At 38.4% G+C, this 24,552-nt stretch carries 22 protein-coding genes; 1 reads left to right on the top strand and 21 read right to left on the bottom strand.

Going from position 1 to position 24,552, the window contains the following annotated elements; genetic code table 11:
• Positions 1-28: 28 nt before the first annotated feature.
• The 8 genes from NSQ70_RS08720 to NSQ70_RS08685 form a co-directional block, all read right to left on the bottom strand.
• Positions 29-877 carry an STAS domain-containing protein gene (locus NSQ70_RS08720; protein WP_017359585.1) on the bottom strand — a complete coding sequence of 283 codons (849 nt, stop codon included), beginning with the start codon at positions 875-877 and terminating at the stop codon, positions 29-31.
• 143 nt (positions 878-1,020) lie between these two features.
• Positions 1,021-1,401: a NucA/NucB deoxyribonuclease domain-containing protein gene (locus tag NSQ70_RS08715; protein WP_224564554.1), complete on the bottom strand. Its 381-nt coding sequence runs from the start codon at positions 1,399-1,401 to the stop codon at positions 1,021-1,023.
• Positions 1,402-1,628: 227 nt separating this feature from the next.
• Positions 1,629-3,623 carry a glycosyltransferase family 39 protein gene (locus NSQ70_RS08710; RefSeq protein ID WP_335364304.1) on the bottom strand — a complete coding sequence of 665 codons (1,995 nt, stop codon included), beginning with the start codon at positions 3,621-3,623 and terminating at the stop codon, positions 1,629-1,631.
• Between the two features lie 146 nt (positions 3,624-3,769).
• Entirely contained in the window at positions 3,770-4,678 is a 909-nt protein-coding gene (locus tag NSQ70_RS08705) for a trypsin-like serine protease (protein WP_008343827.1), read from the bottom strand.
• Positions 4,679-4,922: 244 nt separating this feature from the next.
• Positions 4,923-8,066, bottom strand: a complete 3,144-nt coding sequence (locus NSQ70_RS08700; protein WP_342502560.1) for a bifunctional cytochrome P450/NADPH--P450 reductase — start codon at positions 8,064-8,066, stop codon at positions 4,923-4,925.
• Between the two features lie 21 nt (positions 8,067-8,087).
• Positions 8,088-8,669: a TetR/AcrR family transcriptional regulator gene (locus NSQ70_RS08695; protein ID WP_007499369.1), complete on the bottom strand. Its 582-nt coding sequence runs from the start codon at positions 8,667-8,669 to the stop codon at positions 8,088-8,090.
• Between the two features lie 228 nt (positions 8,670-8,897).
• On the bottom strand, positions 8,898-9,608 hold the full coding sequence (locus NSQ70_RS08690) for a DUF421 domain-containing protein (RefSeq protein WP_058337585.1): 711 nt from the start codon (positions 9,606-9,608) through the stop codon (positions 8,898-8,900).
• A 64-nt stretch (positions 9,609-9,672) separates the two neighbouring features.
• Positions 9,673-11,889, bottom strand: a complete 2,217-nt coding sequence (locus NSQ70_RS08685) for an RNA ligase (RefSeq protein ID WP_342502559.1) — start codon at positions 11,887-11,889, stop codon at positions 9,673-9,675.
• 107 nt (positions 11,890-11,996) lie between these two features.
• On the opposite strand from NSQ70_RS08685, the gene NSQ70_RS08680 reads away from it, so the two are divergent.
• On the top strand, positions 11,997-12,188 hold the full coding sequence (locus NSQ70_RS08680) for a hypothetical protein (protein WP_035391946.1): 192 nt from the start codon (positions 11,997-11,999) through the stop codon (positions 12,186-12,188).
• An 11-nt stretch (positions 12,189-12,199) separates the two neighbouring features.
• Here the strand turns inward: NSQ70_RS08680 and NSQ70_RS08675 are convergent, their stop codons facing one another.
• The 13 genes from NSQ70_RS08675 to NSQ70_RS08615 all read right to left on the bottom strand — a co-directional run bounded on the left by NSQ70_RS08675 (position 12,200) and on the right by NSQ70_RS08615 (position 24,488).
• A complete protein-coding gene (locus NSQ70_RS08675) occupies positions 12,200-13,108 on the bottom strand; it encodes a DMT family transporter (RefSeq protein ID WP_342502558.1) in 909 nt (302 codons plus the stop codon).
• A gap of 132 nt (positions 13,109-13,240) precedes the next feature.
• Positions 13,241-13,963: a lactate utilization protein C gene (locus NSQ70_RS08670; RefSeq protein WP_268363534.1), complete on the bottom strand. Its 723-nt coding sequence runs from the start codon at positions 13,961-13,963 to the stop codon at positions 13,241-13,243.
• Positions 13,960-15,384, bottom strand: a complete 1,425-nt coding sequence (locus NSQ70_RS08665; RefSeq protein WP_342502557.1) for a LutB/LldF family L-lactate oxidation iron-sulfur protein — start codon at positions 15,382-15,384, stop codon at positions 13,960-13,962. The genes NSQ70_RS08670 and NSQ70_RS08665 overlap by 4 nt, the downstream gene beginning before the upstream one ends.
• Positions 15,385-15,405: 21 nt before the next feature.
• On the bottom strand, positions 15,406-16,122 hold the full coding sequence (locus NSQ70_RS08660) for a (Fe-S)-binding protein (protein WP_041092692.1): 717 nt from the start codon (positions 16,120-16,122) through the stop codon (positions 15,406-15,408).
• A 327-nt stretch (positions 16,123-16,449) separates the two neighbouring features.
• Positions 16,450-17,190 (bottom strand): ABC transporter ATP-binding protein, encoded by a 741-nt coding sequence (locus NSQ70_RS08655; protein WP_342502556.1) that lies wholly within the window; start codon positions 17,188-17,190, stop codon positions 16,450-16,452.
• Positions 17,191-17,200: 10 nt separating this feature from the next.
• Positions 17,201-18,889 carry a hypothetical protein gene (locus NSQ70_RS08650; protein WP_342502555.1) on the bottom strand — a complete coding sequence of 563 codons (1,689 nt, stop codon included), beginning with the start codon at positions 18,887-18,889 and terminating at the stop codon, positions 17,201-17,203.
• 43 nt (positions 18,890-18,932) lie between these two features.
• Positions 18,933-19,529, bottom strand: a complete 597-nt coding sequence (locus NSQ70_RS08645) for a stage II sporulation protein M (protein ID WP_342502554.1) — start codon at positions 19,527-19,529, stop codon at positions 18,933-18,935.
• A gap of 17 nt (positions 19,530-19,546) precedes the next feature.
• The gene (locus NSQ70_RS08640) at positions 19,547-21,145 is read right to left on the bottom strand and encodes a M48 family metallopeptidase (protein ID WP_342502553.1); all 1,599 of its coding nucleotides are present in this window, start codon (positions 21,143-21,145) and stop codon (positions 19,547-19,549) included.
• A 39-nt stretch (positions 21,146-21,184) separates the two neighbouring features.
• Entirely contained in the window at positions 21,185-21,841 is a 657-nt protein-coding gene (locus tag NSQ70_RS08635) for a YIP1 family protein (RefSeq protein WP_173408023.1), read from the bottom strand.
• Positions 21,842-21,911: 70 nt separating this feature from the next.
• Positions 21,912-22,310 carry an uberolysin/carnocyclin family circular bacteriocin gene (locus tag NSQ70_RS08630; protein ID WP_173408022.1) on the bottom strand — a complete coding sequence of 133 codons (399 nt, stop codon included), beginning with the start codon at positions 22,308-22,310 and terminating at the stop codon, positions 21,912-21,914.
• Between the two features lie 253 nt (positions 22,311-22,563).
• On the bottom strand, positions 22,564-23,415 hold the full coding sequence (locus NSQ70_RS08625; protein WP_342502552.1) for an SDR family oxidoreductase: 852 nt from the start codon (positions 23,413-23,415) through the stop codon (positions 22,564-22,566).
• Between the two features lie 134 nt (positions 23,416-23,549).
• The gene (locus NSQ70_RS08620; protein ID WP_342502551.1) at positions 23,550-23,966 is read right to left on the bottom strand and encodes an Rrf2 family transcriptional regulator; all 417 of its coding nucleotides are present in this window, start codon (positions 23,964-23,966) and stop codon (positions 23,550-23,552) included.
• A 48-nt stretch (positions 23,967-24,014) separates the two neighbouring features.
• Positions 24,015-24,488, bottom strand: a complete 474-nt coding sequence (locus NSQ70_RS08615; RefSeq protein ID WP_342502550.1) for a VOC family protein — start codon at positions 24,486-24,488, stop codon at positions 24,015-24,017.
• Between the last annotated feature and the right edge of the window lie 64 nt (positions 24,489-24,552).

The following is a 24,552-nucleotide window of genomic DNA, read 5'->3' as shown; positions in this document are numbered from 1 at the left end:
AAACCAGGCCGTTTACTAGGCCTGGTTTTTATATGGATGAAAATTCAGTCATACGATCTAAAGCGTGAGCAAGTGATGAAGCCGTTTGAAATTCATTAAAAGGAAGTCCAAGCTGTACAGCCGTTTGAGCAATTTCTGGTCTAATCCCTGAAATGGTCGTATCAACCCCAATTAACCGAAGTGACGTGACAAGATCAAAGATTTGATGTGCTACCATCGTATCAATGATGACGACACCTGATAAATCAATACATAAATGTTGAACACCTTTTTGCGAACACTGTTTTAATGTATTTTCTAAGATAATCTTTGCTCGCGCAGTGTCAATATCTCCAACTAAAGGCAATAAGGCAACATGACTTTTTAACACAATGACTGGGGAACTCAGCTCATAAATCATGTCTCTTTGTGCAACGAGTTTTTTGGTGGTATTTTTCACATATTGCTGAATAAAGACATGAATTGAAATGTTAAATGCCTCAGATATCAAATCATACCAATAAAATATTCGATCAATGTCAATATCACCTTGATGCTGTTTTATAAACTCTTTTAAGTAATGAAGAACCACTCTTTGATTGGACATATATTCTCTCACGACGTAATCTAATGGCGTGTTCAAGTGCTTCGGATCACTTGCTAAGTCTTCAGACCATTTTTTAAATTTCGTATGTAAATACGTCTTGTCTTCAATAAGTGCGCGGATAAAATGCTGATAATAATCTTGATTTTGCCGTTTTAGCTCTGCTATGATGCTGGAATCTGTTGAACGATAAATGGATTCTGGATCATCATCCTCAATTGATTCATACCACGTTTCAGTCAGTTTCTCTGCATGTTGCATGAAAAAATCGTATAATGCACGGTTCTTTTCCATAAGCATATGTCCTTTCACATTTTCTACTTGTCAGTCTTTGTACCTGATGGATTGATTGTACCACTGAATCTTTTGTACCTGCTAGCTCGAATACGCTCCTGTTGAACAAAAAGAGCCCCTCTCAAGGAGCCTCTTGTCTATGTTTATTTAACAATAAATAAAATTCGTTTCCCGTCAGGATACTCGCTGATTTGATGCCCGACCCATGAACCAGCGCCTCTATTATCTGATGGACTGACATATTGAACGCTTGCCCCCTTTCCTCCTTCAAGACACACCGCCATCGGCCATTCATCCCGGTCAAAACCAGGTTTTGTGGGAATTCCTTTTAATGATTCTTGCCTGCGGGCATCTGCCCCATTTCGGTCAATGGTACACACGTCTGAGTGCCCTTTTCGAATAGCTTCTTGAATATGACTGCCTGTTTCAGGATACCGTTCCTTAGGAAATTGAATCACATGATCATAACGATCTGCTCCTTTTGCGGAACGATCCTCTCCAAAACCACCTAATAACGCACCCATCCAAATGACAAAACAAAGAACGACAGCAGCGATCCAGCCTTTTCTCATCTTCAAAAGCTCGTGACCTCCTCATACTTTTGATGAAATGATGTTGACTTGAAGGGAATGAGTCATTTTTAATGTATGAGTGGCTGAGTGATGACATGTGAAAAACATGAGCTGAATCTTCCTGGATACTGATCCATAAGAAAAAACGAATGATCTCTTCATCATTCGCCTTGTTCTACTTAAGATATTTCATCTACTCTATATAATGTTTCGTTTTGTGAAGACATCTCGGATGGCATCCCCTCTTCAGCTGATGTGGATCGTTTATATTCTTCAGATGAGATGACTGTACCATGTGATTTAATCCAGCTAACCAATTTGCTGTTAGCTGATGACTGATTGTCTGGTAATAAAAAGTATTTCACCTTTCCTTGTTGAATAAGTGCTTTTAATTTGTTGACAGTCAAAATAGGATCTGTCCCATTAAAACCGCCTAAAGCCATGACATTCTCATCTTCATCAATGATATATGGCGCTGCGGTAACAGTCGTAAGCGTTGCAAATAAATACGTTTCACCTGTTTGATGAGCCTTTAAATAAGTGAGTAAGCCTTGATCGACACTAGATGTAAACATGTTCCCACCTCGTGAACTAGCCAGCTGTACACCTGCCTCTGGAAGAACAGCATTTCCACCATATATGATTGGGGTGGCGGACCAAAAACCTGGAAACAGTAACAGCGTTGTCAAAGCAGTGATGAGCAGTCGTTTCATGATCAATTGTTTTTCTCTGTACATCAGCAAGAGGATAGCGATACTTGTTCCCGCAATCGCAATGGCATACATCCAAATACTGCTGATTTGAGTCGTATAGTTACTCAAAATATACCCTTGGAAGATGGCTGTAACAGCGATTGCTGCTGGAAGCAAATACGCAGATACTCCTTTGTTTGCCTTAAATAACTCTCCCATCTTCTTAGCTCCTATGCCGCATAGTGCTGCAATAGGCGGGGCAAGCATAATGAGATAGTAATGGTGAAAGAAACCCGCAATACTAAAGAATCCGGCAGCAGGAATCAACCATGCTGTCCAAAACATCATTTGTTTCCATTCATTTAATTGAGCTTTTCTCTCCTTCCACCAGCTGATGATCATCCCTAAAAGCCCAAACAAAGCAAACGGCAGCATCCAGCTGATTTGACCTGACAATGCAGATTGAAATAAACGAAATATACCGGGATTCCCAGTGCCATACATATTCATACTTTGTTGACCTACAGCACTTCCAGGCGGAGAACCACTACCTGAACCATGTTGAGGTGGCATCATTTGATTTTGGGATGGAGGCGGCTGATTTCTGTTTGACTGATCCTCTGACGAATTTCCTAATCCAGAATTGTCTGGCATCATCATACCTGCTTGCTGGTTCATGTCACCAAAGGATTTCCCTGTCGTCTGACCAAGCAGCCGTTCCGTGCCGTTATACCCAAAGGCAAGTTCTAACACTGAATTTGTTTGGCTGCTTCCCACATAAGGACGCTCACTTTCAGCTGTCATATCTACAGCAACTGCCCACGATAGAGATAAGCAGACTAATACGACGATTGAGCATAAAAGAGAGAAAATTTTCTTTTTTAACGGTACGCGAGCAGCAATGAAATAGTAGAAAATAAATGCTGGAACGACCATAAACGCTTGCAGCATCTTCATATTAAATCCTACCGCTACCAAAGCGAAGGCCATAAGAAGCCAGCGCATCTTTCCGCTTTTTACAGCACGCATCAAGAAATACGTACCCGCAAGTAATGTGAAGACAAGCATACTGTCGATATTGTTTGTTCTGCTCACAGCTGCGGCAATTGGCGTGAGAGCCATAACGGCCGCTGACACCCTTGCAGCACCTTGACCGAAAGCCGGTTTTATCATGAGATAAAGAAGAAGAACAGACCCCACTCCAGCAAGTGCCTGAGGCAATATCACACTCCATGTATGAAAGCCAAAAATAAGTGCACTGATGGTTTGAATCCATAAAACGACGGGTGGTTTATCAATTGATACGAATCCAGCTGCATCAAACGAGGCATAAAAAAAGTGATGGAAGCTTTTGGACATACTTTTGACTGCAGCTAAATAATATTGATTGGCACTGTCATTCTGCCAAATTTGATAAGTGTAGAGAAAAGCTGCAATCAGTAAAATCAACAACAATATCATATCTATTTTTTTATTTTTCACTCATATCTCTTCTTTCTTTTTCATTTATTTCATTCAGCATAGCTTGTAAATATGAAATAGTGATGAACAAAAAAAGAAACTTTTCTGCATTTGACGATAAAAAAAGCCTGTCCCCTGTAAAGGAAACAAGCTGATTGTTCTATTTTTTATTGCGCCTTCGCATAGTTGATAAATTCAACAAAGGCAGCAGTCGCTTTTGGTCCACCGTTGATCGTTCCATTTGAATAACCCGCATTATGGACCCCGACGATTTGTTGGTTCTGATCTAGCATCGCAGAGCCAGAGTTTCCGCTAAATGTATCGATCGTATAGTATGCGAGATTCGTATCTTCTCTCGTGACTGGACCTGACATTTCCCATTGTGACACTTTGCCAGTCGATCTCATTTTATCACCTGGATATCCAGAAATTTTAATCGTTGTACCTGTTAGATTTGTCACTTGACGAATAGAGCGGTAGCCGACCGTATTTCCAATGTTCGTATCTGTTTTAATGACGGCAAAATCATATTGACTCGCCCCCGTGTTGATATATCCGCTTGGTACATAGAATTCGGTCATGTTTGCTGAGCCGTTCACGGCCGTGCTGTCATTCATGCCTGGGTAGACAGACCCTTTTGCACTATAGCTTCTTGTGGCTGTATTGTAGACGCAGTGTCCGTTTGTCAATATTTTGTTTGGAGCAATGAGTGTTCCAGTGCAGCTAGATCCACCAAATGTAATATAAGCAATAGAATTATAGGGTGCTACTCTTGTATTCGTCACTTTTGTTCTACCATCGTCTCCAATGACTACTTTTGTTTGAAAGTCTTTTAAATATTTTGTGAGTGGTTTTACTTTTTCGCCAATAGTAGAAGAGAGATCATCCACTTTGTCAAAGGATGAGGGGGTTTTCATATCGTTGTGGAAGTCAGCTGAAGAAATCACCTTTCCGTCAGAAGTCACCATGTCATAATCAGACGTAAGTACTGAATCAGATGCTGCATGGGCAAAACTAGGCACACTTAAAGCACCAAAAACGAGTAGAGAAGGGATTAATTTTTTCACCTTTTTCATCATATTCCTCCTTTATGTCCTATATCAAAAATGATACGATTGTTTCATATTGGAGTAAATGAGAGAATATTCTTATTTTTTACAAAATATTTCATTTGTAAATTAGGTGTTTCGTATCTTCCAAATATTTATTCTAGCGATCTCTCTATGAAAAAAGAAAAACCGCCATTTTGGCGGTTTCAAGATTGTTGACGAAGGGCTAAAATGTGATTTATTTTAGCCCTTTGTCTTCTTTTCAACATGATCAGCTCCATACATCTTTTACATATCTGTTGTCATTGGCTAGAGATGTCAGCCATTGTTCAGCTGTTTCTTTCGCACACTGTTTCTCAGTCTGATACAGTTCAATAAGTGTTGCCTCGACATCTGGTGCCATGACCTTTCCATCCCCGCAAATATACAGGTAGGCGCCTTTGTCGAGCAATTCAATGAGCTTGGCTCCATCATTTTTAATGAAGTGCTGGACATACACTTTTTGCTCCTCGTAGCGAGAGTAAGCACGGTGGATGGTGACGACTCCTTTTTCTTGTGCAAGCTGCAGTTCGTCATAATACAGATCATCTTCATGCGGGTGGCGGCAGCCAAAATAAAGATGGGCTTCACCTAACGACTTCCCTTCATTTTGCCATGCTTCCCTTGCCTGAATGAACCCTCTAAACGGGGCGATACCTGTTCCTGGTCCAATCATGATCATTGGTATTTCAGGAGAAGGCGGCAATTCGAATCCTGCTTGAGCTTCATGAAGGAAGCAGGCCACCTCATCTCCTTCTTGCAGTCCGCATAAATAGTTTGATGCGACGCCTGCGTATTCACCGCGTCCGCTCCATGATTTTCCTTTCACAACAGCTACTGTGATACTAAGCCTCTTTTCATCTACCTTTGGCGAACTGGAGATCGAGTAATAACGAGGCTTCAATCCTGGTAAAAGGGCTAAAAAATGATCAAATGGCAGTTCACATGCTTCGTATTGTTCTAGTAAATCCAGCATGGTCACACGCTTCTTTAATACAGCTTCTTGATAAATGTCTCCCGCCATTTGTTCAAGTTCAATACGATGAGGTGGGCATACCGTATATTTTGCAAGATCTCTTAGCTGAGTACGTGTCACAGGCTCTTGTAGCTCTACATGTGACGCCAACAATTCTCCGACTTGAATCGGCTGATTTAATGGTAAATGACTTGCTTCTTTTTCCGAAGAGAGTATCATGTGCTGCTCTGGATCCAGCTTAAAACGATCGGTCACTCGCTGAACGAGTGTTGCACTATTTTTTGGCACGATTCCGATATGATCTCCTTCTTTATAGTGCTTGCCTTCAGGTAATTGAAGTTCGATATGCCTTGTTTGGCGGGTACTTTTTTCAGATTGTAATTCTTGATTTTTCAATACAACAGCTGAAAAGGCACCGTATGTTTTAGCAACAGGACGTTCCACTAGCTCATTCGTATATGCAATGGATAGGTTTGGCTTTTCTTGGCGTTTCTCCTGCAAGGTTAATTTGAATTCTTTTGCAAGCTCATTGAAGACTGTCTTCTGGAATGTTTCTTTATCTTCATCCATATCACCGCCCGCATCGCCTTCACCAATATCCGTTACACGCTTCGCCCCTTTTCTTTCAAGTGCTTCATCAATCAGACGAGGAATACGCTGATACGTGCTCGCCCAATTTCGATCCCCACACCCAAAGACTGCAAATGTCACATTTGATAGATCCTGCTCCTCATCCTGCGTCACCCAATCCACAAACTGTTTCGCATGATCAGGCGGATGACCGTTGTATGAAGCCGTTACAATTAAAATTGCGCCTGACTCTGGTAACTTTCGAGTATAATCATCAAGCGGTGCCGTTGTCACGTCAAACCCTTTTGCTTTTCCGTCTTCAGCAAATTCGTTTGCCATCTGCTTTGCTGTGCCCAGATTTGATCCGTACAAGACCAATAGCGGTGTTCCATGACTCGCTATTTTCACTTCAGCAGATGCCGTGCTTTTTGTTGGTTCTTCTTTCGGAGGCGCCATAAAGAATTGCTGCTTTCTTGGCCGCACTTTGATTTTAAAATCATTCGGCTTAATCGTCAGGGATTCTTTTAAATCCAGTTCATACGACGTATGGTCAATCAGTTCAAGGTTGTGCAGAACCATCGCCAGAACCATCGTGGCTTCATGAAGGGCAAATTGCATCCCAATACATGCACGTTGGCCATTTCCGAACGGTTTATAGGCATGCTGTGGAATCTTTTCAGGATGCATAAAACGTTCAGGCTTGAATTCTTCTGCATCCTCCCCCCAAACCGCTTGATCCCGATGTATTTTAGGAAGTAGCACACTGACACTTTGGTTTTTTTTGATCGGATATTTCCCTCCAATGACTGTATCCTCTTTCGCATAAAGAGAGAACGTAGGCGCCGTCGGCCAGAGGCGAAGTGCTTCATTTAAGACCATACGCGTATAACTTAGTTTTTGAACCTGCTTAAATGTCGGCAGTCCGCCTTGTAGCACGTCGTCTGCTTCTTGTACGGCTTTTTTTAATTTGTCTGGATTTTTTAGTAAAAAATATATCGCAAATGACAACAATCCACTTGTTGTTTCATGACCTGCTATTAAGAAGGTAATGATTTGATAACGGATATTTTCATCTGACAGGCGTTCACCTGTTTCAGGATCCTTTGCATGTAGCATGAGAGAAAGTAAATCATTGCCCGTTTTATCTTGTTTTTTCCGTTCTTGAATAATGTCATCTACTAATTGCTTCATAAAATCAACATCTTGTTCAAATTCTTTTCTTCTTTTGATCATTAATTTATCTGCGACCGGCAATCTACTTGCTTGATCCATCGCTTCATTTAAGCCATTTAGCATGCTTTCAATAAATGGATGTTGATTTTCTTTGTAAAAGCTGTTAAATCGAAAATCAAAACCGCATAGCCCGATCGTATCTAAAGTGAGCTTTGTCATATCCTCTGCTACTTCAATTTCTTCATCACGGCCCGTTCTTTGCCATTTTTGTACAAGCTGTGTGGCAATATCGAGCATCATCTCATGATAGCCCTTCATGGCCTGCTGGCTAAACGCCGGCATCAAGATGTGATGAGCCTTTCTCCAATTCGGCTCTTCTGTCCAACTTGTGAATAACCCATCCCCTGAAAATGTTCTCACTTTATTGAGACTGCTTCCAATGAATTTATCAAAACGCCTCTCATCAAATACTTCTTTGGCAAGTTCATGGCTGGAAACAAAAATACTTGTTGCTTTTGAAAATTCAAACTGAAAGATCGGCCCTAATTCATCTGCCAGCCGCCAAAAGGTTTGAGAAAGCTCTCCTTTTTTGATATGAGGAATATTTTTTAAAGGTCCGTATGTTTTTGGTTTTGGAATGATTGATGTTTGTTGCATGTGCCCACTCCCTTTATTTCTTTATGATGCAACGCTAATGGCACGCCATAAGCATTGCTCGATATCTTCTAAAAATTCAATCGTTGGCTCAATTTCCTCTGCTAAAATCTGTTTATGAAGCTGAACGAACGCTCCAAATACAATGGATAAAATCGTTCTCCCTGAAAGATTTGGATGAATTCCATCCTTTTTGCCTTCTTCAAAAATATGAAATAGCTCATTTAATAGCTGCTGCATCTTCTCTTTACTTGTCTCATCTAAATAGTGTGAGCGTTTGTCAATTTCTAAGAAGTACAGACCACTTGGATTCTCTTTTGTAAAGAGCACTAAGCAATAAAAGACATGTTTGAAATAAGCCCTGATACTTGCTTTAGGGTCTGGACTGTTTGTATTCACCTTGTCGATAAATGCAGTCAGGCTTCGCTGGTATAAAATGTTTACAAGAGCCTCTTTACTATCAAAATAACGATAAATGGTTCCTGCTCCAACATTGGCTCTTTTCGAAATCATCGGCATCGTTGTACCGTCAAAACCCCGTTCAATAAATAAGTCCAGAGAAGCCTTCATAATCTGCTCCTGTTTATCAGTAGTTGCTGCGGGCATTTCATCCTCTCCTTTCGTTTTAATAGGAATGAATGTTCATTCCGCTTGATGTATATTATATTGATATTTTAAATTCTTCTATTTATACTTAAACATACTTATTTTTCTCCGTCACTACATTTTCTGAAAATAATAATAATTGAGAAATGATACCTAGATAGATGACATCCAAACGACTTATAAATATTGGCAGTTCTGTGACGCGCGGGTGTCGTCCGTACTACATATTCATTCTTGGTCAATTGGAGAATGGATGTGATCGTCATATGTATCAATATATAAACTGCCATTACTTGAACGAACCGCATAAACAATGTCTTTTAAAGACAGTTGCCTTTTTTGAAGTTCTTCATAGATCCACTGCTCCGTTAATTGGTTTTCATGAAGGTTTTTCAAAATGAGCTTTCCGTCCATAATGACTTCAATGGGCATGTAACGCTCTGCCTGCACCCACAGGTTAAGATCTTTTCGCGTGACATAATCAAATGAAGGGTATTTTTTCACTGACATATGCCCATCTGTTTCAATCATTGCAAATTCAACTTCACTAATGTCAAACACATTCTTTTCTCTGAGCTGTTGATTTAAATAATCAAGTGTATACCTCATTCCTTTCATATTCTCTTCAAGGATTTTGCCATTTTGAATCACAAGCGTTGGTTTACCGGCCATAAATCCTCTCATCTTCCGGCTTCTTAAAGCAAGCAAAGAAATGACATAAATGATGATCACAAGTGACACAAAAGATATGGTTGTGTGATGAAGCGGAAGCGTAGTATTAAAAGCCAGGTTCGCCGCAATTGAACCTAGACTGATCGCTGCAATGAAATCAAAAATATTCATTTGCGCAATGGTTTGCTTTCCAAGAAGACGGGCACCGCCGAATAAAATAGCAAAAGCAAATATGGTTCGAAGAATGACTTCAATATGATCTGGCATTTCAGCTTCCACCTTTCGATTTCATGAAAAAAAGCCTTTTCTTTAGAAAAGACTCTTTGTTAGACTATGCATTTATTCCGTCATTATTCAAATGGCCCGCTTCCGTTTGCTCAAATTGTGAACGCAGCTCAATGATTGAGCAGTTTCTCACGTTTACTGGATCTTGCTCGAGCAGCCATGTATAAAATCTTGCTTGCTCTGCTGTTTGCAAAGCCTGCATATATTTTTGGGTGGAGCGCTTATCTGCAACACGCTGTTTAATGGATCGCATTTGCTTCCAAAATTGATAATAAGGAAGCTTTAACTTGGTCATAAAGCCGCTGTTATCCTCAATGACATAGCCTTCTTCTTTGATTGTGTCATCATGTGATACAGATTGATACCATTTATAGAAAGAGGTCCAATCATGAAACACTGCCACTTGCTGTTTGCACCGCATGCCAAGCTGTTCACTGAGCCTTTTCACTTCAGCAAATGGTTCTTTTTCATAGCTCAGCTGACGCTTCACGATATCAAGTAAAATGAGTTGATCATGATCATATGTGATAATATGCGGGTCTTTCTCTGACAAAATGACTTCAAATACAAGGGATACATGGTTGTCGCGTACATATGATTTGATGTAATCGACCTGCACATCGTCAAAGGTCGCATAAAATAGCTCTTCGACCCAAGCAGCATGCTGATTTTGCTTCACATGTGACGTATACGATTTGGACGTAAACACCAGTTCATCTTTTATGTCGTTAAACCCAACCGTACCTAAGTATCCATTTGCTTTATCATAGACCGTCACAGGAAATTGAAGATGATTCACTAGATGCTGCATTCTTGTTTCAGGACGTTCATCAATATTAAAGAACTTATTATAACTTCTAGACACAATCTGCTTTGAAGTCATATTGATAAACAACCCTCTTGCTTTGACATTTATTTCATCCCATTGTCTTTCACTAAATGCTTTTTTCGTGAAATTAAAAGATGAAATATCGTGTGGCAGCTTTAATTCCTGTACATATTCATGCTGATCTAAATGGGCTAAAAAATCATCCAGCGTCACATTGGGCTGCACAAAGACCGGTTGCTTGTTTTCAGAAGCTCTGTAGACAGGATTGTCAATTTCATGTGTCTCAATCCCGCCTGCTGTGATTTTTAACACACGCAGCTGTCCGCCAAATTCAACCTGACCTTCGAGATTATAAGATCTTTCCGCCGCTTGGATAGGCAGTCTATATAAATTGCGATGACCATGAATTTGAATGATATCTAATCCAGAAGTGTTTTGGACAAATAAGTGGTCAATGTCATCTGAATATTCACCTACTCCGTGAATAAGCTGCTGCGCTGAGACATGCAGAAGCTCTTCTGGCAAATGGGCAAGCCCACCATGGGTGACAAGAAATGTCTGACCATGATACGTAAAATAGGTGAGCTGATGAAAAGTTCTGACAAACTTCCTTAACTCTTTTAGGTCAAAACCTGCTTCCGCAATTTCAGGCGCAGTATGACGGTTAAACATATTACTTCTCACTTTTTCTTCATGTGCATATTTGTAAAGATGCTGATCATGATTTCCTTCAATGACGATCACATTGCGGCATTCTCTATGTGCCAGCATCCATTCTAAAACTTCCTTGTTTTCTATTCCTCTATCAAGCAAGTCACCTGCAAAGATATAAAGCTCGTTTTCTTTCAAGTCTCCTTGCAAATAAGTATTTAGAGCTGTGTAACAGCCGTGAATATCACCGAAGACGTGAATGGCTTCATACTGATCAAAAGACCTGGGCTGATACGTCATAATGACTGGATATTCCTCAGGCGTCAAAACGGTTACCCATGAAGGCACCTTCTCTGTCTTTAACCGTTCATTCATTTGATATAACACAGATTCCTTCACTACTTTGTGCGGCTCTCGACCGCGATTTTGCAGCAGGGCTGTTTCAAGAGGCACTTGCGTAAAATCGACGACATACACTCTATAGCGGTATGAAGTAGCTAATGATTTATACTGCGAAATGGACTTACTTGTGACATGTGTTGCATCAATGACAGTAAAGTCTCCTCGTTCCATTCGGGCTGTGAGGAGTTCAAATAATAAAGACCAGACTTTATGATCATGTTTGCTTGAAATTTCCGGTTTCCCATTGACTGATAACTGCGGAGGCTGGGTTAACAGACGGATTTGATCCGCTGATAATGTATATGGTTCTAAGCCTTGTTCTTTGATCCAAGTTGATTTACCTGCACCTGGGAGACCTCGTAAAAGGACTAAAGTTCTCATAATGGTTCTCCTTTAATGAGTGATATTTTACCTATTATAGATAAATTATGGATAAATCTCAATCTTTTATTGATTATGGTAATATATAGATATAAGGAGGGTTACACATGCCTAATGAAGCGAATACTGCATTCAACATTGGGGATATCGTATTCCAAGTATTTTCTCTTCTATTCATTGCATTGATCGTGACCATCGTTGTCATCGCGATTCGAATGATAAGAAGAAAACAAGTGGAATTGAAGAAAGTCGAGGCTAGATTAAATAAAGTAATTGAAAAAAATCATTTAAAAGAGTAAAAATCCGGGAGTTAACCGGATTTTTTTGTTTTCATCACGATTCCTTGTCGCTGCTGCATCAAAAAGAAAAAGACACCTAAAAGGACAAGTAGACCACCGAACATTTGTAGCAGCGTGACTTTCTCTCCAAGCAGTAAAACAGCGAGTATCGTTGCCCCAACAGGTTCGCCTAGAATACTCATTGAAATAGTTGTCGCATTCACATAGGTTAACAGCCAGTTGTTAATGACATGGGACATGGTAGGGATAATGGCGAGCAGTAAGAAAATCCCCCATTCTTTACCCGAATAGCCTACAAAAGGCGTTTGCTGTATAAGGTTAAATAAAATTAAAAAAAGGCCGGCAAAACCAAATACACAAAAACTATAAATCCAATGAGATATCTTTCTCACAGCTTGTTGACCGATTAATAAATAACAAACAACAGCGATTACACTGAAAAAGGATAAAATGTCTCCTATAATGGCGTCTTGGCTATGGCCGACATCCCCCCATCCGATCATTAGCGCACCAACAATCGCCGCACACATTGTGAAAATGGCTGACTTCGTTGTTCGTTCACGAAAAATGAGAAATCCGCCTAATAATGACACCATCGGCTGAAGTGCAATGATGATTGTAGAGCTCGCCACTGTGGTGAGCTTCAATGAGCCGAACCACAAAACAAAATGGAGCCCTAAAAAGAAACCTGACATACATAAGAAAAACCAGTCTCTCCGCTTTAACGAGACAAACTCTTTTTGACGCGGCAGAATAAACGGAAGCATCAAAACCGCCGCAAATATCATTCGATACATACTTAAAATAGCAGCAGGCGCACTTGACCACTTCACAATAATGGCCGAAAACGAAATCGCAATGATTGAGATCACAAGCGCCACCGCAATCGACTTCTTTGGAGCATTTGTCTTCATTTCCATTAGCAGCTTCCTTTACATCAGCAGTAGATGAGCTTCTCATCTTGTATGACGTCATCTTACTATGACTATTCGCCTAGAGGCAAGATGAATTTTAAGAATGTTTACATAAAAAAGGCTTTCTTCACGAAAGCCTCATTCATCATCTATTAATACATAAACAGCCCGCACCGGCCCATGAACACCAACCACTAAATTCATTTCAATATCGGCAGAATTACTTGGACCTGATATAAAATGAATGGCACCTTTCGTCTGCTCTCCTTCTTCTACTAGGCGATGAAGAGCTGAAACAGCATGAATCATCCGCGGGACAATTGTGCTTTTTTCAATACATACGATATACATCATCGGTAAAAAATGAAGTGCTCTCCCTTGACCTTGATGGGAGGAAAGAACAACGGTTCCGGATTCTGCAAGTGTGTAATCGCTGAATACCACTGCATATTTCGCTTGTTCTGCCTGCCTTATATTTTCTTCTCTTGATGTATCTGCATTCCAGCTAGTGACTGAGATTCCTTCTTTCCGCAAGGCTTGAAACATAGGATGACATTCATATTGTGCAAAACGTCTATCGCTCGAAGTCATCACAGGACCTTCTCCATACTCTTTCATCAATAATCGTAACGTTGAGGGTGCTTCTTTTGGCGTTGTTTCTACCACTCTCGTATGAATTTGCTGACATTGCACCTTCAATTGCTCTATCAATTCTTCTTTCGACAGACCTTCATTTGTTTCCCAATTGACTCGATGCTTCCAAACCGGACGCCGATTAGATGCAGGCTTGGAGGAGCTTTTGCCTAATTGTTGCTGGATATGTGCTAAAAATGGATCTCGATGAGAAATGGTACCTTTCATTGCCGCTCCTCCTTTTGTTTCTTTTTAAACCAATCCCGAAACCTTTCTTTGCTTGGCGCTGGGAGGTCACGAATTTCTGTCCAATTCTTTAAAGGACCCGCACCTTTTGAAATCTGTCCGTTTGAAGCCATACGTTTCAAGAGCACAGGGGCTGCTTTTGTGCCAAATCGATACATTCTAGGAGTAGATGCGCCCATTCCGAACATTTTCATTGCCATCATTTCCGCTTTAGGCGCTCTCCCCTCTTTTTCAACGATGACTTGTCGATGTTTGATTAATAATTCGTGAAGTGGAATTTTCACTGGACAAGCATCTGTACAGGCTGCGCATAAACTTGAGGCGAAAGGAAGCTCTTGGTAGTCGTCATATCCTCCAAGTAGCGGCGAAAGAACAGCGCCAATCGGACCCGGGTAAATTGAACCGTACGAATGACCGCCAACATGCCGGTAAACGGGGCACACATTGATACAGGCTGCACACCGAATACATTGCAAAACTGGCTGAAATTCCGTCCCTAATATATTTGACCGTCCGTTATCCACAATGACCAAATGAAACTCTTCTGGTCCATCTACCTCTCCTTCTCCTTTTGGTCCCACGACAGAGATATAGCTTGTTAACTTTTGACCGACTGCGCTTCTGCACAATAGACCGACAAGGACATCGAGCTCCTCCATCGTTGGTACAAGCCGCTCCATCCCCATGACTGCGATATGTGTCTTTGGAATGGACGTGACAAGATCCGCATTCCCTTCATTCGTCACAAGACAAATCGATCCTGTGTCAGCCACAGCAAAGTTACAGCCCGTCACACCAATATCTGCTTCAAGAAATTTTTCTCGTAACAAAGCTCTTACAAATTTGGTCATTTCTTCAGGAGTCTCTGACATATCATATCCAAGCTTTTCGTGAAAAACTTCCCGTATTTGTTCTTTCGTCATATGAAGGGCTGGTGCCACGATATGTGAAGGTGGTTCATGGTCATCAACTTGAAGAATATATTCTCCAAGATCGCTTTCAACTACCTCGCAGCCAATCTCTTCTAGCGCTTCATTCATTTCAATTTCTTCTGTGACCATTGATTTTGATTTCACGATTTTTTTTGCTGCTTTTTTTTGTGCTACATCTTGAATGTACGCCGATGCCTCTTCCTTTGTTTTTGCAAAAAACACAAGACCTCCACGTCTACTCACGCTCTCACTTAATTGATATAAGTAGTCATCAAGATGGGCAAGTGTATGCTGCCTGATGTCCTCTCCAAGTTCCCGCCACTTTTCCCAGTTTCCAAGCTCTTCACTTGCGGTCATCCGCCTTTTATACAGACGCTCCTGTGCTGAGGAAACAGCTCCTCTCATCACAGCGTCTTCTAATCCTTCGCCGATCCGCTCTTTAAAAGCCTTCTCTCCAATTTTCATACTCATGTGCCGTTCCCCCTCTTAGCTTCAGCGGCTATTCAACACTTCTGCGATATGCATCACTTTAACTGGCTTATGAAGACGATTCAGCCTTCCTCCGATATTGAGCAGACATCCACAGTCAGCACCGATGATATATTCAGCGCCTGCCTCCTCTATGCTTTGTACTTTTTCATCAACCATCTGCTCAGAAATGGGTGTCATTTTGATTGAAAAAGTTCCTCCAAATCCGCAGCAATTTTCAGCGCGAGGCAATGGTTCCATCACCAAATCTTTGACATTTGACAACAGTGTGAAAGGCGCTTCCTTAATTCTAAGCAGTCTCGTCATATGGCAGGAGGTATGATAGGTGGCTTTTCCTTTCAAACTCGCTCCTACATCTGTTACATGTAATATATCAACAATAAATTCCGTTAATTCATATGTTTTCGCAGCAAGTGCCTGAGCACGGGCGAACCACGCTCGGTCTTCTTTAAAAAGGTGCGGATATTCTAAAAACATGGCCTTACAAGAACCTGATGGTGTGACGACATATTCAGCTGATTCAAAGGCTTTCATCATATTTTTGGCCGCTTTGATTGTTTCTTTTGTATAGCCGCTGTTAAAGGCGGGCTGCCCGCAGCACACTTGTGCTTCAGGGAATTCTACTTCAACACCGAGCCGCTCTAACACCTCGACAGTCGCCTTTCCTACATGTGGCTGCATCGTGTCAATGATACAGGTGACAAATAAACTGACTCTCATCGGCGAACTTCCTTTCTTTTGCTGCACCTTGATTTATGTCTGGTCATCTGATGACTAAATAATGACCCTTCATTTCATTTTAATCCCAAATTTCTGAAATTTCAACGAACGGATTTGTTTAAAATTTGGAATTATGGCTCGTGTGACTAAATGAAAAAAACACCCTATGAAAAGGGCGTTTTGATGTTTATTTTTTGGTATTAATTATAGATGTTAATGAAAAAAGGCTCCCAAAGGATTATATTACTATTTATGAAGAATGTATCTAAGGTACTTACTACGTTTACTAGTGTTTATTCAATGTTATTATGTGATTTCTCAAACCAATCACTCTTTAAAATTACTATAAGAATGTGTCAACATATGAAAAACTTCTTCTAAACTATGAGTATTTTCATTCATTTGACTGTCTTGTAATCTTATTTCCTCCAAGCTACCGGTGGCAATACAATTTCCTTTTTCAATTATTACTAGTCTGTCACATAACTTTTCTGCTACTTCAAGTATATGAGTACTGAAGATGATGGAGTTTCCTTTATTAGTAAAGGCTTTTAAATAATCTTTAATCGCCTTTATGCTTTCTGGATCTAATCCTGTAAATGGTTCATCCATAATTAAAAGAACCGGATTATGAACTAAGGCACCCATTAATATAATTTTTTGACGCATACCTTTTGAATAGGTTTTGATTAAGAAATCAATTTTTCTTTCAAGAAAGAGTAGTTGGGACAGTTCGGAAATAAAAAGATCAATTTGATTAGAAGGAACTCCTCTTAATTCACCCATGAAGGTTACGTATTCCCTACCTGTTAAATAATCATAGGGACTTAAATCATCAAATACACAGCCAATCTGAGACTTATATTCTTTGGGATCCTCAACTTCATATAAACTTACAAATCCGCTGTCAGGTTTCATTAATCCTGATAATATAGATAAAGTTGTCGTTTTACCCGCACCATTTGAACCCAATAAGCCTAAAATTTCACCGGAACTTATGTGGAAACTTATTTTTTTAATCGCAGGTATATTGTCATATGACTTTGAAATATTCACTACATTTAACATATAATCATCCTTACTCACTAAATTCACTTAAAGATGCGAAGTTTTTAAATTCCGAATTAGTTAATTTTTTACAGCATAAATGGAAGAGTATTGAGCTAATCATAAATGCCATGCATGAAAATAATATTACGGTTAACAAAGAATTTTTGGAGAGCATGATGATTAAACTCCCAATGATAATAAATAAACTCGACAAAAATTTACTCATGATACTGGACCTTGTACTAGGCAAATCCAGATAGGTTTCTCTTTCATAATTCGGGAAGGTAATACTGGAGACTAGAGCAATCAGTATTGTAACAACCGTAGTTAATAGATTTAAAGGAAGAATTAATAAGAAATTGACGTGAAATACTAAACAGGTTGCTGAACTAACAATAATTGAAAAAGGCAGTGCAACTCCTAACAAACTAAGCACCTTCGCTAAGCAAATTTCTTCTACTCTCACAGGAGTAAGTAAAAGGTAAACGAAACTTTTTCCTTCAAAGTCGGGCGAAAATCTATTAAAGAGTCTATGGATTACCATGACGGCTCCTGAAAGATGGAGAATAGCAAAGATCGATAAATGATTTCCCTCTATAAAAGAAATATTTTTGGAGGCTAAAAGATAATAAGGTATAAATATCAATATGTATTGAAAGGTAATTAATAAAAATGTTTGATTAAATCTATACATCTGGATTCTTTGAAAATGTTTATAATCTTTTTCAACAATTTTCCTTGTTAAAAATGAAATAAATTTAAGATATTTTAGAACCATAGGCAATCTGGACAAATACAAGTTAAATAAGCTGTTTCTTATCTCTGTTCCAGAGACATTGGAATTATTCCGCTGAAAAAAAACAATATATGTATAGACTTCTAAATGTTTTAAAGATTTACCCATTAACAAACAAATACAAATCCCTATAAAAAGGGAGATAGAGAGAATTGTCCATTTATCACTTATAAAATGAAATGGGTTAAAGAATACTAGTAAAGACTGGATAATATAATGGTTGTAAATTAATAAGTATTTTTCCCTCACCAAGCTACTAGGTATATATTCAACAAAAGGAAAAAGAACAGAAAAAAAGAGTATAATTATTATTATTTTTGTGAATAAAAGAAACAGGCTATAATTCAATCCAATTCTTTTACTTACTTTAGCAGAAATTATTTTCATCACTATATAGATTTTTAACGTTGCTACAATTAATATTATAGGAGTTATAAAAAGAAATAAAAACATCCCAGTTGCTAAACTAAGGTTCAGCTTTGTGGCTATATGAATGAAAAAGAGCACGAATATTACAAAGAGTAGTAAACGTTTAAATAATTCACGCCCAATTAACTTACTGAGTATTATTTTATTAACAGATGGAACAATAGAAGATAGTAACTTAAAGTCTTTAAGATCTAGCATACGGTACACATTAGAATAAACATTGCTAGTCAGAATGAACAATATTATTAATGAAAATAGTCTATAGGCCCATTCACTTTGCTCTTTTCTAGTTAATGGTTCTAAATTCTCAAGCATAAATTCAACTGTATAAGAAGTAAAAAAATTAACAATAGTCAAAGTAACAGTGATGATGATACTTCCTACAAGAAATGGGAGATAAACACTATGCATTCCCCCATTTTTATGGTTATACAAAAATCTGTTTAAGATACTTCTAAATTTATATTTGTTAATCAAATAAATTTCTCTCATATCCATCTACCTCTAAACATCAAAATGATATTTAAAACTAACTTCATATATTTAGGAGTATTAATCCTTCAATCAATGACGCTGCGAATAAAAAAATAATATACATAGTAAGTAGGACAACCATATCTATTAAGTCCTGCTTCTGTATAAATTTCCGATTTCCACGAATGGATTCAATCGTTATTTCAGCAGGTTTTATAGCAAATGCAGTGACTAGAGCTATAGCAATCATCTCAAAAATCCCATGAAATATTGTGAATTTAATTACAGTTGAAATTGACATTGTTTGAGAGATGCTATAGATGGATACTCCAAGTAAATATCCTTGTAAGGAAACATATATTATTGATAAAAAACCGAGTGAAAAAACCCCAATTAACGCTGGCAGCAAGATAATGAAATTATGCGAAAAAATTGAGAAGCAAACAGCAAAAACATCATTCTCACTATCACTAATCCCTTCCTCCAAATAACTAAGGGGAATGGTAGTCACGTTCATATCATTGTTAATCGATAAAAATAATACAGTACCGAAAAAGCTAATAAAAACAACTAATAAAGCTAGCTTCAACACCCAGAAATTTCTCTTTATAAATAGTTTTAGCCAATTATAATTGGAATGGTACAGTTTAATCTTCATATAATCACCTTGTTGACTCAATTGGTTTTCTTTATGTTCTCAATTCGTTTTTCAAAAGAGGGGTGACTTTCACGCCATTCAGACTTTCTTCCATAATCTCCATCTTCTTCTTCAATAAGACTGCTTAATTTAATCAAAGTATTGAGATACAGTGTTTTATTCTCAAGATGGGAAACAGCAAAGTTATCAGCCTGAATCTCAAATAACCGGCTGATTTTCTTTGGCAACCATTCCGTAATAAAGATCATGAGAATTACTCCTACTGGGAAAATAAGAACATATTGCCACCATCCGTTAGCAAGCATCACCTGTCTGGCATAATACATACTGATGCCCATAAATAATGTTACGATCAAAGTTAGAAACATGGTATAATGCGCATGTTTTAACTTCGCATGCCCCATTTCATGGTATAAGATGGCGCGAATTTCATCTTTTTCAAACTTATCTAACAACCCTTCTGTCACATACACATCGACTCTTCTTTTAAATGGAAGTTTAAAAGAATATATCCAGGCATTCACATCCTGTTTAGAGTCTTTTTTGACCCAAATATTTACCTTTTGGTTTGTCTTATTCTCAATATCCTTGCGAATATTCATGAATGCTTCCGTATTTAAAAGTTCATATTTGTTTATTATTTTTTGAATGATTGAGTAACCAAAAATAAATAATATGATTAGGGCGAAGTACCAGCCACAAAATAGAAAAAGGTTATTCATGATCTTCGCTTGAAATGACAAAGGAAGTAATAAATATGATCCGAAATATAACAAAGATAAGGTGGCAGCACCAAACAAAACAACTTGCTCCCTAACATTCATTAAGAACGAATTTCCTGACGCGCCTTCATTTTCTTCTAAATCTTCAGGCGTATCTTTTGTAGTATACTCAAATGAATAAGCTGTCAATAAAATTGACAGGAAACTAGGTACAAGTATAGAGAGAATAATGCTTAATACATAAGAGCCTGTTATTGATAGCACATATCCCATTAAGAAATAATAATTTAATCCCAAGGGAAGAAAAACGGCTAAAACAAAGGGAATAAATAATGTGAATAGGTTTTTCATAGATTCATGAAGATTAAAAAATAAAAATAACATAGCTGGAAAAAGAATTCCCATTAACGTAATTAATATAATATATATGGTATTATGCTTAAAACCTGTTTTGACCTTAGTAGTTTCTGTTAAATTCATTAGATTGTATTTAGAGAAAAAAGGATTTTGCGATACCTGTTCCATCTTGATTTTATCATCATGAATAGGTTCAAAACCTCTTCTTAGAAAAACTGTTGCCTTATCTTTTATTAATTTTTCAGTTTCAATTGTGCTAATTCCACCCCTAGATGGAATCTCCGTGAAATGTATTTGCTTTCCCCCCAATTGAAAGGCTGCTTCTGATCGATCTTTGAAGGGATCTTCTTGATAGGTTAATAAAAAATCACCTTGATAAAGGGAATGGGAGATTAACACTTTTGGATTGTTATCTTTGTTCGAATCAAGTAGAACAAATGGAGAAACAACTGCTGAACGGATACCAACTTCAATCAAAATGACTATTATTGTAATAATGCTTGCAATAAAATAAGAAAGTGAGGCTTTTCGTAACATTTCATCACATCCTACTAACTGATTATAGGGTTAAAACAATTACATAAATGAAGTGAAAATCTCTGGAATTATTTTTAAAATTGTGTTTAGTAAGAAGGTGAAAGCGATAATCATTATGGACATCCACTTACTAGAACCCCTTAACAAAATTTTCACACCTAAATACATGATTATGTACTGCCAAATTACAAAAAAATCTATATTTTTTAAAAAGCTGCTTAAAAGAGAATTATCGGTATCTTTTAATATTCCAGAAAATCCTTTAATCTCGTACAATTCTCCAGAAAACATAACTAATAACGAGAAAGAAAACACCTTAATGGCTATAGGAACCCAACTATAACCGATAATACTGGATACCGCTCTGAATTCCCGGGTTTCAGTAGAAAACAGTGATACCATAAAATAGATGACAATTGATTGAATCAGCCACTCTATAAGTAATCCTCCACTTATAATAAAAGTGAAAATACCAATAATGATAGCTGAATTAGACAACTTGTCTTCTAGTTCAAACAGGTGAGAAATTTCCTGTATTAAAAATTGTGAAGTGGATAGCACTAAAAATATTCCGATTAGCATAATTAAAATGAACGGATAAAAATTCTTGGGTCTTTCAATTATTTTATTAAATAAAGCTACTGGTTCAAATAATACAGATACGAATGATTTGACGCCCTCTACAATTCCTTTCACCACACGGCTCCCCTTATACGTAATTAGTAAAGAAGAAGTAGTTATGAGAATCATAACTACTCTTCATTACTTACCATGTAACAGCTGCTTTTTTACCTTTTCGTTTGATATACCACTTTAATGACATCCTTGCTGCCCAAGCGATAGCCGTTATGGTTCCAAATGAAAAGAGACCTAACACTGTAGATATTGCCGTAGCAACGTCAGACCCCGTCATCACCATGTTGACAATTTTGGATGCCTTTTTTTGAGCCTGGTTCCAAGTAGTCTTTTTACTATGTTTATTAATGATTTTGGCAAGGTTCACTTCTAATGATGATTTTTCTAAATTTTGGATATTAGAATTACTAAATTCGTTTTGATTATACTTCACTGGTGACCCAATAGTTCCAAACATCACTAAAATAGATAAAAAGACCATCCCAAAAGCGGCTAGGATTTTAGAATGTTTACTATTAATTTTTCCCATAATTACCACCTCCTCCTATTATTATCTAATATTACAATAAATAAAATTAGAGTTCAACATTATCATGTAAAAAAATAGATACTATTTAACTATTTTCAATGTTAAAAGATTGTTAACTCTTACGGGTATAGGTTACGTCATGCGTCATTAAATGTCTCTTCAACATAATTAATAGCCCTTTCAATGTATCATTTTTTATATAAACATGTAGTCTCCATGAAAAAAATCGCCCTTTAAGGGCGATTGAGAAGATTTATTTTGAAATCATTTCACGAATTTTTTCTTTGATAGGTGTTAAGGATCTGCCTAATAAGGTTTCGAAATCATGGCTTTCGACTGCTAATGCCCCATCGCGAATTCCGCTTTGCATCGCTTTGACAAACGGAACAGCTTCTTTCGGTACACCATTTGACGCTAAAAATTCTCCAAATGTTTCTACATCCATGTGCTCTACTTTGATTTCTTTCCCGCTCACGTTGCTGACCATTTGTGCAAGTTCCGTGTGTGTGCGTATTGGTCCTGACAATTCATAGATTTCTTGGTCATGTGCCGGCTGTATTAACGCATTTGCTGCTGCTTCTGCATAGTCATTTCTTGTTGCCCAGCCGACTTTACCTTCACCAATTGGGCTGATAAACGGCGCTCCGTTGACTGATGCCAGAATCGTATCTTTTTCATTTTCCACATACCAATTGTTTCTTAAAAAAACATGAGGGATGCCAGAGGCCAAAATCGCTTCTTCTGTTTTTGCATGGTCATGTGCTAGGTTAAGCTGACTTTCTCTTGCATTGACTACACTTGTATAAGCAATAAATGATACATTCGCTGCTTTCGCTGCTTCGATGGCATTTAGATGCTGCTTCACTCGTTCTCCATCCCCAGACGAAATGATCAAAAGACGGTCAATCCCTTGAAACGCTGATTGAAGTGTATCCGGCTGTGTGAAGTCTCCTTTGCGCACATCCACCCCAGCTTCCTTTAGATGTACTGCTTTTTGCGGATCTCGAACACTGACCGCAATTTGTTCAGCTGGCACTTTCGCGAGCAAATGTTTGACGACGAGCGATCCAAGTTGTCCTGTTGCACCTGTCACTAATAATTTCATTAATTTGACCTCCTCATTTTTCGTTCAACGGTGATGTTCCTGAATGAAACAGCTTGTTTCTTACATCAGAGCATTCGTTATAATCAAAATGATTACAACGAAGGGATAAAAAAAGCTCTGTGTATGAGCTTTTTCTACTCTTCTGCCTCCATCAATAACTGCTTGATTGTCACTTGTTTTAGGCGATACTCAAGTGCAGACTGTGCTTCTTTGAGTTCTTTCCGCAGTCTCGTATCCATGGCTTGACCAATTCGACACGCAATGACTGGTTGATGAAAATTAAACAACTCTTCATCATCGATTACATCCACAGCCCGGTACACATCTAGCAGTGTGATGTCCTCTGCCGGTCTTTTTAAAGAAGCACCGCCAACTCCTCGGCGAATCTCAATGAGATCCGCCTTTTTGAGCATAGCCATCATTTTTCTGATAATGACTGGATTTGAATTGACACTTTCTGCAATAAAATCCCCTGTGCACTCTTTTGAAACACCCGCAATAAAAGATAAGATATGAACAGCAATGGTATACCTGCTGCTAATTTGTTTCACATTCCTTCACCACCGTTGTAATCAATATAGTTACAATGAGCGGTTTTGTCAATCAATAAACGGATTTTTCTTTCTTTCCCAATCTTCAAATGTCATCATCTCATGATGTTCTGCTGCATCAATTTCTAGCGGTGCAATACATTCAAGCAGATTCCCATCGGGATCAAGAAAATAAATGGCGGCATGAAATTGTGGTGGATTATCAAGTACTAAAGGCTGTTGCTCTTCCGAAAAGCCAAACATCGGATGTATGCTGATCCCTTTTTCTATCAGCCATTCTTTGATCTGTGCAATGCTGGATGTTCCCATTTGGAAGGCAACATGCCGAGTCGCTGGATGATATGGAATAGTGGACATATCCGCTTTCCATATGCCAAGCCAGCTCTTTCCTTTCTCAATCCATAAAAAGGCCACTCTTTCATTTTCATAAGCAAGTGTTAATTCCAACTTTTCAAAAAATGAAATGGATGCCTTGATATCACTCACAGGCAAATGCGCTTCATACAAACCTTTCAACATCATTTCAATCACTCCTTTACTATCTTCTATTGTGCAGGAATTGAAAACATTCTTCCTCAGCAAAACG

This window comes from Bacillus sp. FSL R5-0397, from assembly GCF_038593395.1.
GTDB classification, from domain to species: Bacteria; Bacillota; Bacilli; order Bacillales; family Bacillaceae; genus Bacillus; species Bacillus altitudinis.
Note: the sequence above shows the minus strand (reverse complement) of the source record. Positions and strands in the feature narration are given on the sequence as shown.